General features: G+C 69.4%; 12 protein-coding genes. 6 read left to right on the forward strand and 6 right to left on the reverse strand.

The window, feature by feature from the left end:
• Positions 1 to 19: 19 nt before the first annotated feature.
• From QSK17_RS21725 to QSK17_RS21740, 4 genes are read right to left on the reverse strand one after another with little or no spacing between them, the layout of a single operon-like run.
• The gene (locus QSK17_RS21725) at positions 20 to 598 is read right to left on the reverse strand and encodes a GTP-binding protein (protein WP_285706851.1); all 579 of its coding nucleotides are present in this window, start codon (positions 596 to 598) and stop codon (positions 20 to 22) included.
• Positions 579 to 947: a DUF742 domain-containing protein gene (locus QSK17_RS21730; RefSeq protein ID WP_285706852.1), complete on the reverse strand. Its 369-nt coding sequence runs from the start codon at positions 945 to 947 to the stop codon at positions 579 to 581. Before QSK17_RS21730 ends, QSK17_RS21725 begins: the two co-directional genes overlap by 20 nt.
• A gap of 21 nt (positions 948 to 968) precedes the next feature.
• A complete protein-coding gene (locus tag QSK17_RS21735; RefSeq protein WP_285706853.1) occupies positions 969 to 1,367 on the reverse strand; it encodes a roadblock/LC7 domain-containing protein in 399 nt (132 codons plus the stop codon).
• Positions 1,364 to 3,928 carry a sensor histidine kinase gene (locus tag QSK17_RS21740; protein WP_285706854.1) on the reverse strand — a complete coding sequence of 855 codons (2,565 nt, stop codon included), beginning with the start codon at positions 3,926 to 3,928 and terminating at the stop codon, positions 1,364 to 1,366. The genes QSK17_RS21735 and QSK17_RS21740 overlap by 4 nt, the downstream gene beginning before the upstream one ends.
• A 112-nt stretch (positions 3,929 to 4,040) precedes the next feature.
• Between QSK17_RS21740 and QSK17_RS21745 the strand changes: the two genes are divergently transcribed.
• The 6 genes from QSK17_RS21745 to QSK17_RS21770 all read left to right on the forward strand — a co-directional run bounded on the left by QSK17_RS21745 (position 4,041) and on the right by QSK17_RS21770 (position 10,256).
• Entirely contained in the window at positions 4,041 to 4,856 is an 816-nt protein-coding gene (locus QSK17_RS21745; protein ID WP_285706855.1) for an SDR family NAD(P)-dependent oxidoreductase, read from the forward strand.
• Positions 4,857 to 5,373: 517 nt separating this feature from the next.
• A complete protein-coding gene (locus tag QSK17_RS21750; protein ID WP_285706856.1) occupies positions 5,374 to 6,387 on the forward strand; it encodes an acyltransferase family protein in 1,014 nt (337 codons plus the stop codon).
• Positions 6,388 to 6,773: 386 nt separating this feature from the next.
• Positions 6,774 to 6,974, forward strand: a complete 201-nt coding sequence (locus QSK17_RS21755) for an NfeD C-terminal domain-containing protein (protein WP_285706857.1) — start codon at positions 6,774 to 6,776, stop codon at positions 6,972 to 6,974.
• Positions 6,975 to 7,000: 26 nt separating this feature from the next.
• Positions 7,001 to 8,485, forward strand: a complete 1,485-nt coding sequence (locus QSK17_RS21760) for an SPFH domain-containing protein (RefSeq protein ID WP_285706858.1) — start codon at positions 7,001 to 7,003, stop codon at positions 8,483 to 8,485.
• A gap of 263 nt (positions 8,486 to 8,748) precedes the next feature.
• Positions 8,749 to 9,282 carry an RNA polymerase sigma factor gene (locus tag QSK17_RS21765; RefSeq protein WP_285706859.1) on the forward strand — a complete coding sequence of 178 codons (534 nt, stop codon included), beginning with the start codon at positions 8,749 to 8,751 and terminating at the stop codon, positions 9,280 to 9,282.
• The gene (locus tag QSK17_RS21770; protein ID WP_285706860.1) at positions 9,279 to 10,256 is read left to right on the forward strand and encodes a hypothetical protein; all 978 of its coding nucleotides are present in this window, start codon (positions 9,279 to 9,281) and stop codon (positions 10,254 to 10,256) included. Before QSK17_RS21765 ends, QSK17_RS21770 begins: the two co-directional genes overlap by 4 nt.
• Here the strand turns inward: QSK17_RS21770 and QSK17_RS21775 are convergent.
• The gene (locus tag QSK17_RS21775) at positions 10,243 to 10,521 is read right to left on the reverse strand and encodes an ATP-binding protein (protein ID WP_285706861.1); all 279 of its coding nucleotides are present in this window, start codon (positions 10,519 to 10,521) and stop codon (positions 10,243 to 10,245) included. The genes QSK17_RS21770 and QSK17_RS21775 overlap by 14 nt on opposite strands.
• Positions 10,522 to 10,788: 267 nt before the next feature.
• Positions 10,789 to 11,754 (reverse strand): ankyrin repeat domain-containing protein, encoded by a 966-nt coding sequence (locus tag QSK17_RS21780; protein ID WP_285706862.1) that lies wholly within the window; start codon positions 11,752 to 11,754, stop codon positions 10,789 to 10,791.
• Positions 11,755 to 11,986: the final 232 nt, after the last annotated feature.

Here is an 11,986-nt window from a genome sequence, read left to right on the forward strand (position 1 = left end):
TGCCCTGTTACCTGCTCTGTTACCTGCTCTGCGCGGCGGTCAGCGTCTTCAGCGCGTGCTCGACGAGCGTGACGAGGACGACCTTGGCCGAGGCCCGCCGCCGTACGTCGCAGAGGAGGACGGGAACGTCGGGGTCGAGGTCGAGCGCCACCCGGACGTCGTCCGGCTCGTGCTGGTCCGAGTCGTCGAAGCAGTTCACCGCGACGATGAACGGCGTGCCGCGCTGCTCGAAATAGTCGATCGACGGGAAGCAGTCGGTGAGTCGCCGGGTGTCCGCGAGGACGACCGCCCCCAGGGCGCCGTAGGACAGCTCGTCCCACATGAACCAGAAGCGTTCCTGTCCGGGCGTGCCGAACAGGTACACGACGAGACCCTCGCGGATCGTGATCCGGCCGAAGTCCATCGCCACGGTGGTGGTGGTCTTGCCCTCCACCCCGTCGACGTCGTCGATGCCGATCCCGCGGTCCGAGAGGACCTCCTCGGTGCGGAGGGGACGGATCTCGCTGATCGCGCCGACCAGCGTGGTCTTTCCGACGCCGAAGCCGCCGGCGACGAGGATCTTGAGGGCGACCGGCTCCTCAGAGGGCGCGAAGGCCATTGATCACTTCCTTGAGAATGTGCGCACTGGGCAGCGGCGCCACCTGGGCGGGTGGTCGCACGCGGATCAGCTCATGGTCGTGCAAATCCCCGAGAAGAACACGGACCACGCCGAGAGGAAGGTCGATCTCGGACGCGATGTCCGCGACGGACATGGGTTCCCTGGTGATCGCGAGGATCCGGCGTTGCTCCGGGCCGACCGCGCCTTCGTCCCTCAGCCGCTCGTCCGTGGCCGTGACCAGAGCGATGAGGTCGAAGTCGTCGCCGGACGACCGGGTACGGCCTCCTGTCAGCGCGTACGGCCGGACGATGGGACCGGCATCCTCGTCAAGCCACTGCGGTTCCGTCACGCCTCCTCCTCGGGGCCCTCGTTATCGGCGGGGGTTGGTCGAGATGTGCTGGCCGACGCGCTTGACCAGCATCGCCATCTCGTAGGCGATGTGGCCGACGTCCGCGTCGGAGGCGGCGAGAACGGCGAGGCAGGTGCCCTGCCCCGCCGCGGTGACGAACAGGAACGCCGACTCCATCTCGACGATGGTCTGGCGCACCTCCCCGCCGCCGAAGTGCCGCCCCGCGCCGCGCGCCAGGCTCTGGAAGCCCGCGGCGACCGCGGACAGGTGCTCGGAGTCCTCGCGGCTGAGCCCCTTGGAGGCTCCGACGACGAGGCCGTCAGTGGAGAGGATCACCGCTTGGCGGACGGCGCCGACCCTGCTGATGAGATCGTCCAGGAGCCAGTTCAGTTCGCCGGCCGACGTCACTTTGCTGGTCATTCGTCACCCTTCTCGCCATGCGTGTAACCGGAATTGTCGTCCGCGTCCTTCCGGCCGCGTTGCGCGCCCTGCTGGAAGGCGGAGAACGTCGCCCTGGCCTGCTCCGGAGACCGTTCGTCAGCGGCCGGGACGGGCGCGGACAACGGCTGGGACGACTCGCGGAGCTGGGGAGCGATGTTGGCCTGCCGTACCCGCCGGGGGAGGCCGGCGTGCGTGCCGTCCGAGCCGGAGGCCCGGCGGCTCGGCAGCTCCGAGTCCCCGCCACGGCTCGGCAGCTCCGAGTCCCCGCCACGGCTCGGCAGCCCTGAGTCCCCGCCACGGCTCGGCAGGGCCGCGCCCCTGGTGCGGCTCGGGAGCCCCGACCCGGGGCCGTTCTGGACGATGCTGAGGCTGCGCACCCGGGTCTCCTCGGGCGTGTCCTCGCGCGTCGCGGACGGTACGGCGTCGCCGCGCTGCGTGGCCGGCGTGAAGAACGGCGACCGGTCCGACCCCAACGTGTCCGTCCCCGCGCCCCGGGGCGCCGACGCCGGGGGAGCCGCCGGGGCGGTCGAAGCGCCGCCCATGATGGCGGCCGCGGTCATCGACCCGATGACCGGACCCGGCGTCACCGTGCCCGTGATGGCCTCCGGCGCGTCCGACGCCACCGAGCCGGCGATGGCCGCAGGCGTGCCGTCCTTGGCCACCAGGTCGCGCGGGATGAGGATGATCGCCGTCGTGCCGCCGTACGGCGAGGCACGGAGCACCACGCTGATCCCGTAGCGCGAGGCGAGCTGGCTGACCACGAAAAGGCCGAGGCGGTCGCTGTCCGCCAGGTCGAACTCGGGCGGGGTGGCCAGCCGCTCGTTGATCTCGCCGTACTCCTCGGAGGACAGCCCGAGACCGCGGTCCTCGACCTCGATCGCGAGGCCGTTGGCCACCAGCTCGCCGCGCACCTGCACCCGGGTCTGCGGCGGGGAGAAGATCGTCGCGTTCTCCAGCAGCTCGGCGATCAGGTGGATGAGGTCGGTCACCGCCGATCCCGCCAGCGACGCGTTCGGCATCGGCATCAGCGTGATGCGGGTGTAGTCCTCCACCTCGGCGATCGCGGCGCGTACGACGTCGACCACGGGGACCGGCTTGCGCCAGGAGCGGCCGGGGGTCGCGCCGGACAGGATGATCAGGCCCTCGGCGTGCCGCCGCATGCGCGTGGTGAGGTGGTCGAGCCGGAACAGGTCCTCCAGGCTCTCCGGATCGGTGGCCCGCCGCTGCATCGTGTCGAGCAGCGTGAGCTGGCGGTGCAGCAGGCTCTGCTTGCGTCGGGCCAGGTTGAGGAAGACCTGGTTGACGCCGCGCCGCAGGGCGGCCTGGCCGACCGCCGCCTCGACCGCGGTGCGCTGGACCGAGCTGAAGGCGTGCGCGAGGTCCTCGACCTCGGACGAGCCGCGTGCCTCGATCCGCGGCGCCTCGGCGTCGACGTCGACGTCCTCGCCCTTGCGCAGCCGTTCGACCACGTTCGGGAGGCGAACGTCGGCGAGTTCGAGGGCGGCGTGCTGCAGCCCGGCGAGGTCGCGCACCAGGCGGCGGCCGAACCGCACCGAGAAGATGATGGTCCCGATCACCGCGATCAGGCCGACGCCGCCGGCGACCGCGATGCGGATCATGATGGTGCTCGCCACCGACATGGAGCGCTCGTTGAGCGCGTCCGACGCCTTGATCCGGGCGTTGTCCAGAGCGGTGAAGAGTGCGTTCGTGGTGGACTTCCACCGGGCGGCGTCGGTCGGGAGCGGGCCGCCGGCGCGCACCTGGTCGACGATGCGGTCCTCCAAGCCGCTGAACTTGGTGAACAGCTCGGAGGTCAGCACCTCCTCGTATGGCTCGCGCATGCCGCCCTGGAGGATCGGCCGGTTCTGCTTGTAGAGGAAGCGGCGGGTCGCCACCCACTCGCTGAAGGCGTTGTGCTCCTGCTGGCTCATCTGGCCGCGGGCGAGCACGCCGCGGATCAGGGCGTCCTCGCGGGCGATCATCTCGTACGCGTTGCCCATCGCCTGCATGGCGGAGCCCTGCTCGTGAATCCCGAGGTCAGGGAGGGAGACGAGCCGCGCGTAGACCGCGAACAGCTCGTCCATGATCTGGTTGTACGCGGTGAGCGCGTCGAGCCGGGTGTACTTGCCGAGCGCCACGGACTCGCGGATGGAGGGCAGCCGCCCGAGGGCCTTGACCAGACTGTCGACCGGAGCCCGCAGTTCGTCGCCCATGGAGGCGCGGGAGTCCTCGTCCTTGGCGGCCTTGGTGAACTTGTCCACCGAGGTGCTCGTCTTGAGCTGCTGCGCGCTCAGGGCCGTGGACGTGGTCTGGCCGGAGCTGAGCGTGTCGGCGGCGATGGCGCGCTCGGCCTGAAGCTGGAGGCCGAGGTCGGTGGAGGGCACGCCGACGGAGTCGTACAGCGCGCCCGCACGCACGAGCGCCAGGCCGTCGCCGACCGTCAGATTGAGGACGAACCCCCACAAAGCACTCAGTGTGAGCAGTGGCAGGAGCAGCAATAGGAAGATCTTGAACCGAATCGACCGGTTTCTCGAACCCATTGGCCACTCCTGCAGTGCGTGGAGGTCGCGCCGCATTTATGGGGAAATGCACCTCCGGAAGATCGCACAGGAGACTAGCACCGATACAGTTCCGGCGCATTGGAGGGACCTGATGAATACTGTCATTACCGGGGCAAGCGATGGAATTGGTGCAGCGTCCGCGCTTGAGCTCGCCCGCAAGGGGCACCGCCTCGTCCTTGTGGGGCGAACCGCGTCCAAGCTGTCGGCGGTCGCGGACCAGGTCGCCGCGATCACAGGCGACCGTCCTGACACGCTGACCGTGGACTTCACCTCGTTCGAGGACGTCCGCCGTGTGGCCGCCGACCTGCTCGACCGGTGCGAGCGCATCGACGTCCTGGTGAACAACGCCGGGGTCATGTCCACGAAGCGGCAGGGCACCGCCGACGGGCACGAGCTGATGATCCAGGTGAACCACCTGTCGCCGTTCCTGCTGACGAACCTGCTGCTCGACCGGATCAAGGAGTCCTCCGGGCGGGTGGTCACGACCTGCTCGCGGGCCGCCAAGACCGGCCGCCTGGACCCGGCCGACCTGTCGCGGGAGCGCCGCAAGTGGAGCGGATGGCTGCAGTACGGCGACTCCAAGCAGGCGAACGCCCTCTTCACGGTCTCGCTCGCCGAGCGGGGGATCGCGGCCACCTGTGTGCATCCCGGTGTCATCCGGACCGGCTTCGCTCCGGGAACGTTCTTCATGAAGCTGGTGCTTCATATGCCGGGGATGGGGGAGCCGGTCGAGGCGGGTGCCGCCAGGCTCACCCATCTCGCCGCTCATCCGGACGGCGTCGACCACCCGGGCCGGTACTTCGCCGGGAACGTTCCCGCCGCGGTGCCGCGTCAGATGTCCGATCCGGACCTCGCCGCGGCCCTCTGGTCCGCCAGCCTCGCGGCCACCGGACACCACGAGTCCTGACCGAGCCCGCGCCCTCCGGCCGCGGCCTGGGCGCCGCCCCGACGGTCGCGCGGCAGTCGGCTAGCAGTCGGCAGTCGGCAGTCGGCAGTCGGCAGTCGGCGGGGGCGGTGGCGGTCGGTCGGTTGGTCGGTTGGTCGGGCGGTCGGGCGGGGGCGGGGGCGGTCGAGGGCCGGCGGTTGGTCGGCGGCGGTTGGTCGGCGGCGGGCTGTCGGTCGGTCGCGGCGGGCGGTCGGTTGGTCGGCGGAACGGTCGCCGGGGTGGGTGACGGAAGAGTTCGGGCAATGTTCGGCCGTCGTTGCCTGCCCGCGCCACAGGGCCGTCGCTAGCGTCCGGCTCCGTGACCGTCCCCGCTGCCCGCTCGCAAGTCCCGCCCCAATCCTCGGCCGAAGTCCTGCCCCAATCCTCGGCCGAAGCTTTGCTCCAAGCCCCGGCCGAAGCCCTGCCCCAATCCTCGGCCGCCGGTGCCGATCGCGCCGGATCCTCCGCCGGACTCCAGAGCGCCCCCGCCGGGGCCCGGGTGCGGGACCCGTTCCTGGACAACGCCAAGTTCCTGGCCATGATCCTTGTGGTCTCCGGGCACCTGATCGAGGACCTGCGGGACGTGGAGATCGCGCACGCGCTCTACTTCTTCGCCTACCTGTTCCACATGCCGCTGTTCATCATGGTCAGCGGCTATCTGTCGCGGAACTTCACCTTTTCGGGGGGCAAGGCGAGGAAGCTGATCAGCGGGCTGGCCGTGCCGTACGTGATCTTCGAGATCGCCTACTCGCTGCCCCGGTTCTTCCTGTACGGCAAGCTGCAGATCAGCCTGCTCGACCCGTACTACCTGACCTGGTTCCTGATGTCGCTGTTCCTCTGGCGGCTGTCCACGCCGGTGTGGCAGCAGCTCAGGTGGCCGTTGGCGGTGGCAGTGGGGCTGTCGCTCCTCTCGGGGACGAGCCCGCTCCCCGACGAACTGTCCATGAACCGCACGCTCGGCCTGCTGCCGTTCTACGTGCTCGGCCTGATGCTCAGGCCGGAGCATCTGGACCTGCTCAAGAGACCGTGGGTACGAGCCGCCGGCGCGCTCGTTCTCGTCGCCGGGATCGGCACGGCTCTGGTCGTCCACCGAGCCGTGCCGACCGAGTGGATCCGCTGGCGGCACGCCAACACGATGATCGGCGTGGACGACCTGACCGGCACCCTGATCAGGCTCGCCATGCTCACGACGGGGGCGATCCTCGTCATGGCGTTCCTCGCCGTCACCCCGGCCCGCCGTACGTGGTTCACCGGGCTCGGCGCCGCGACCATGTACGCGTACCTGCTGCACGGGTTCGTGGTGAAGGTCGTCGAACGGTTCCACGACGCGCTGGTCACCCCGCTGGGCGTGGCAGCGATGATCCTTTTCGGTGTGCTTCTCTCCGCGGTGCTGTGTACGGAGCCGGTGCGGCGGCTGTTCCGCTGGGCCGTCGAGCCGGACATGTCCTGGGCCTTCACCCGGATCCGGCGCCCGGCGCGAGGGCGATCCGATCGCCCGGAGAAAACGGCGTGACCCTGAATTTGCCGGAATCCCGATTCGACCGGGAAAATCGGGGGAGTTTCTCCTCGGAACCCGCCGCGAGAACCGTGACGATAATCACGATGAGAACTGCGACGAGAACCGGTCCGGCAACCTTTTGCGAAATAGGCGGGAATCGCGGGCGTCGCTGTCGGATGAAATTTCGGAACATGACGTTCACGTATCGATGCGAGGGGTTGTGTTGCGATGTCGGAACGTTTCGCGGAGGGTGTTCGTTGTGCGGGTCGATGGCATGTCGGCGCGGACGGCGTACGTCGTCGTGGGGTGACCGTCAGGGGCGGTCACCCGTGATGACGTGGTGCACGCATTCGGGGTAACGTGCGCATTCGCGATGTAAGTGAAGACGGCGGGGTGGCACGGTGGTCGGCAAGCAGGGCAGGGTCACGGGCAAGATCGGCCCGGGCCTTGTTGGTGAAGTGATGGTGCCGATCCGAGGGGGAGTCGAGGCGTTCTACGCGCATCCGAACCTTCCGGAGGAGGAGATCCCGGTCGGGTCGCTCGTCATCATTGTGGAGTATTCGCCACCGCGCACGGTCTACGTCACGCGTGCGATCGCCTGACCCTGTCCCCTCAAGTGGAGGCGTAGATGACCACGCAATTTATCGTTATCGGCGGCGCGATCGTCGTCGCCCTCATCGTCGTCGCCCTGTTGTTCAAGGCCATCTGGCGGGTGGCCGAGCCCAATGAGGCGCTCATCATCTCGGGCCTCGGCGCTCACACGAAGAACGAACTGGCCGACAGCCTCGGGTTCAAGATCATCACGGGTAAGGGCACGGCCGTGCTCCCGGGGTTCCAGACCGCGCGGCGCCTCCGGCTGGACAGCCGGGCGACCAACCTGCAGGTCTCCTGCGTCACCCAGCAGGGCATCCCCGTCCAGGTGCGCGGCGTGGTGATCTACAAGGTCGGTGACGACTTCACCAGCATCGCCAACGCGGCCCGGCGCTTCCTCGACCAGCAGGACTCGATGAACGGCGCGATCCACGAGCTGTTCACCGGTCACCTGCGCTCGATCACCGGCAACCTCACCGTCGAGGATCTCATCCTGAACCGCGAGCGGCTCACCAGCGAGACGCGCAGTTCGGCCGCCGACGAGATGAGCAAGCTGGGCCTGGTCGTCGACTCGCTGCAGATCCAGGAGATCGACGACGAGACCGGTTACATCGTCAACCTGGGCAAGCCGCACGCCGCGAAGATCGCGGCTTCGGCCCGCATCGCCGAGGCGCAGCGCGACCAGGAGGCCACCGAGGCCGAGCAGGTCGCCGCGGCCAAGAAGGCCGCCGCGATCCGCGAGTCCCAGATCCAGCAGGCCGGTTACCAGGCCGAGGTGGACCAGGCCGCCGCGAAGGCCCGGCAGGCCGGCCCGCTGTCGGAGGCCACCGCCCGCCAGGAGGTCGTCGTCCAGGAGACCCGGGCCGCCGAGCTGGAGGCCCAGCTCTCCGAGCAGCGGCTCCAGTCCCAGGTGCGCAAGCCCGCCGACGCCAAGGCGTACGAGACCGTGACGCTCTCGCAGGCCGAGCGTGACGCCCGCATCGCGCAGGCCGAAGCCGAGGCGCGCGAGACCGAACTCCGCGCCGCCGCCCAGGCGTCCCAGGTCAAGCAGGCCGCGGCGGCCGACGCCGAGTCCGTGCGACTCCGTGGAGAGGCGGCCGCGGCGGCGACCAAGGCGACGGGTGTCGGTGAGGCCGAGGCGGCGAAGGCGAGGGGCCTGGCCGAGGCTGAGGCGGCCCGCGCCCGCGGTCTCGCGGAGGCTGAGGCGGCCAAGGCGAAGGGCCTGGCCGAGGCTGATGCGATCCGCGCCAGGTCCGAGGCGCTGGCCGAGAACCAGGAAGCCGTCATCGCCCAGCAGCTCGCCGAGAACTGGCCGCAGATCGTCGAGGCCGGAGCCAAGGCGTTCGGCAACGTGGACCACATGGTCGTCCTCAACGGTGCCCAGGGCATTGAGGAGATGCTCGCCAAGGCCCTGACGCTCGGCGGCACCGGCCTGGGCCTGGCCCGCACCCTGCTCTCCGGCGGCACCCCCGCCAGCCTCAACGGCTCGGAGCCCGATTCCAAGAAGGCCGTCGACTCCTGACGGCACGCGTCCACTGAAGGCACACGGCCGCCCCGCTATCAGCGGGGCGGCCGCTTTCGTTTTCCCGTCTTACCAGCGCTGACCTTCCGGGCCCGCCCCTCCCTGACGTCCCGGCCCACCCGGCGAGGCGTACTTCCCGGGACGCGGAAATTTCTGCGGTTCGGCGAGAAATGGTGGCCTTGATCGACACATAGGAAGGGTGTCGGTATTTCGCACTTCCAAAGGAAGCAGGGCCATGGGAACCACACGTGGATGATCCACGCTTGGCCAGATTCGAGGCCGTCTACCGAGAGACATTTGGCCAAATCACCGCGTATGCCGTGCGCCGCTGCGATTCGCCGCAGGATGCGGCGGACATCGTGGCGGAGACCTTCACCATCGCCTGGCGGCGGATGGACGAGCTGCCACCGGGGAAGGAGGCCACGCTGTGGCTGTACGGCGTGGCACGCAACGTGCTGGCCAACCATCGCCGAGGTGAGATCCGCCGCCAGGCGCGCAGCGTCGAGCTCGACGTTGAGATGGTCGATCTCTACGGGGCCGCCCCCGACACCGGAGTCGAGCTGACGGCCATCGCCGAGGTCTTCCGGAGCCTGCCGGACGACGACCGCGAACTGCTGTCGCTGGTCGCCTGGGAGGGGCTGGACCGCCGGCAGATCGCCACCGCGCTCGGCGTGTCGCGCAACGCCGTACGCATCAGGCTCCACCGCGCCCGCAGGCGCTTTTCCCGCGCGCTCGTCGAAGCGGGCGTCCACCTGACACCAGAAAGCCGGCTGCTGCCGGCGGGGAGGTCACTGTGAAGCACATCGACGAGATCGAGACGATGATGCGGCCACTGGCCCGGGTCGCGCCCGGGAGGTCGGGAGGCAGCCCGTCCGGCGCGGGGGCGCGGACGCTGCTGGCGTCGATCACGTCCGAGGATCCCGGTACGGCCGTCGCCACGCCGCGCCGTGTCCAGCGCTACGGTCCCCGGCGGTTGGTCCTGGGCCTGGCCGCCGCGGCCGTGGTCGCCACTGGCATCGTCGTCGACCCGAGCCTGCTGCGGAACGGCCACAGCGTCTCCGCCGCCTACGCCGTCACCAAGGACTCCGACGGGATCGTGTACATCCAGGTCCGCGACTTCCGGGACGCTGCGGGATTGAGGAAGCGACTGCGGGAGCTGGGCGTCCCCGCCATCGTCGACCACGTCCCCCAGGGACAGATGTGCCGGGGACCGCGTGCGACACCTATGGAAGACATTCCGTCCGGCCTGTACTCCGTGCCGGAGAACATTCCCGGTGAGAGGAACGGCTGGCAGATGCGGATCGACACCAAACTCTTCGAGCCGGGCCAGACCTTCGTCTGGACCATCACCGACCTGCCTGGTGGGGGCAGCAGCACGAGCACCATTCTCATGAAGGACCCGGTGGCGCCCTGCGTGCTCGTGCCCGACGACACCCCCAAGATGAAGGAGGCCGACTCGAAGGTCCGCCGGGCGACCCGCAAGGGCGGCTCGCTCGCGGGATACCGGGTGGACGAGAAGACCGTGGGCGAGGTCCTGCCGGAGATCGAGAAGCGCGGACTGAAGGCCGTCTACCTGATCATGGCCATCCCTCCGGGGAACCCGGGTGGCTTCGGGGAACTGCGCACGCAGGAGAAGCCCGTCGGGAAGGACTGGGTCGTCTGGGAGGCGGAAGACGTCACATCAGGGGTGGTCCGCTTGCTCGTCACGGACAAGCGTTACGACAAGAACCCGGTCTACGGCGGCCCGCGCGACAACGTCATCCGCGACTAGCCGAACCTCCGCCGTGGCCCGCGGCCGGCCAGTCCGCCACGGAAGCGGCGAAACTGTCCAGCGCTGTGCGCGGGTCGTCCTCCGCGGCCACGTGATAAAGCCCGCCGTACCGCCTGGCCAGATGACCGAGGAGGAAGCTCTTGCCTTGACGACGATGGCCGTAGACCACCGCAAGGTTGGGCCCGGGGGCGGGGTTGGTCACGAACCGTACGAGCTCGTCCCACTCAGTATCGCGGTCGAAGATCTCGCGGGGCTTGGCCTGCATCGCATCTAACTCCACTTCGACGAAATGGGTTTAGATGAGTTCAGCCACTAACCGGAGGAAGGGGAGGCTTGATGCAGACGGGCGTGGACTCGGCTCAGTGGGCCTCGGAGCCGGTCACGTTGCCGGTCTCGGCGCGGACGCGGGGCATGAGCAGCTCCGAGCCCAAGAACACCGTCGACACCGCCTCCTGACTCGGGCAGCGCGTGCCCGCCGTCCGGGCGGGTACGCGCCCCATCGCATACGGGCATCCGCCGTGTTCGCGGGTGGTCAGCGCCAGTAGTCGTCGTCGGGAAGCCGCACCCACATGTCCGGAGTGTCGGTGAACGCTCGGGCGTCGGGTAGCCGCAGGCCGGCTCTCGCGCAGCAGTAGGCGACGGCGTGCCCCTGGTAGAGAAACGTCGTGAGGATCTCCAGGGCCGACATGCGGGAGTCCACGCTTCCGCCGCCGGGGTGGGTGTCCCAGTCCTCGGTCACGCCGTCGCGGAAGACGCCTCCCTGGTTGCCGCTCTTGGGGTTGGCGAACATGGAATAGCAGACGGTGCCCGCGGAGAGCCGCTCACCGACACCAGGGGCGGACAGGGCGTAGCCGCACACCTGGCTAAGTACGCAGCCGCCGGGAACGTCGGTGATCCCGGCGAGGGCCAGTGACGCGTCCATGTCCGCGAAGGGATCTTCCATGATCTCCTCGACCTCGGCCTCGTCGGCGGGCACGGCCGCGAGGCGGCGCGCCGCCTCGGCCGCGTCGATCCCGGCCACGCAGGCCAGACTCATGCCGTCGTCGTCCCAGCTTCCCAGGCTCGTGATCAGCCGTTGGGCCTCGGCCACCGCGGCGGTCTCCTCGGCGGACAGGCCGACACCGCCCGGCGGTGTGCCGAACAGGCCGGGGTGGCGGGTGACCAGGCTGAGCCGTCCGGGGGACCAGCCGGACATCATGGGCCGCCACGGGTCGGCCCCGGCCGAGACGAGGGCACGGGCGTTGTCCGGTCGATTCTCGAAGACGGCGTCCCACAGCGCGGTGCGGCCGTCGGACTCGGCGTCGACGTCGGTGATCCGCCGGGCCAACTCGGCCACCACCTCGGACGAGCCCTCCCTTGCCGCCGTCTGCAGCGCCGACTCCCAGACGTGGGGGCCGGAGTCGGGGTCCGCCCCGGCGTCGAGCCGGGCGCGGATCACGTCGAGCTTCGTCCAGTCCTGCCAGCCGATGCCGGACCATCCGGACGATGAAAGGACCATGACACTCCTCGGGGGAACGTGACGATCATGTCCCGCCCGATCATGGCGTACGAGTCCGACAGAAGGTAAGTGAATTCGGCAGCCCACCGGCGGCCGACTTCACCTCCACCTCTGCGTAGTCCCCACCGGTAGCCCGTAGCCTCGCGACGGATTCAAACGTAACCACGCTCCGGTTGCATTTACCGGGCTTCTGGTTACATTTCCCGGGCCCGTGCGTCGGACGTAGCCGCGG

Source organism: Microtetraspora sp. NBRC 16547, from assembly GCF_030268965.1.
Classification (GTDB): Bacteria; Actinomycetota; Actinomycetes; order Streptosporangiales; family Streptosporangiaceae; genus Microtetraspora.

What these genes read in the sequence shown, in the direction of transcription:
- QSK17_RS21725 (WP_285706851.1), bottom strand. Translation starts at nt 598, where the DNA reads ATGGCCTTCGCGCCCTCTGAGGAGCCGGTCGCCCTCAAGATCCTCGTC.
- QSK17_RS21735 (WP_285706853.1), bottom strand. Translation starts at nt 1,367, where the DNA reads ATGACCAGCAAAGTGACGTCGGCCGGCGAACTGAACTGGCTCCTGGAC.
- QSK17_RS21740 (WP_285706854.1), bottom strand. Translation starts at nt 3,928, where the DNA reads ATGGGTTCGAGAAACCGGTCGATTCGGTTCAAGATCTTCCTATTGCTG.
- QSK17_RS21745 (WP_285706855.1), top strand. Translation starts at nt 4,041, where the DNA reads ATGAATACTGTCATTACCGGGGCAAGCGATGGAATTGGTGCAGCGTCC.
- QSK17_RS21760 (WP_285706858.1), top strand. Translation starts at nt 7,001, where the DNA reads ATGACCACGCAATTTATCGTTATCGGCGGCGCGATCGTCGTCGCCCTC.
- QSK17_RS21775 (WP_285706861.1), bottom strand. Translation starts at nt 10,521, where the DNA reads ATGCAGGCCAAGCCCCGCGAGATCTTCGACCGCGATACTGAGTGGGAC.
- QSK17_RS21780 (WP_285706862.1), bottom strand. Translation starts at nt 11,754, where the DNA reads ATGGTCCTTTCATCGTCCGGATGGTCCGGCATCGGCTGGCAGGACTGG.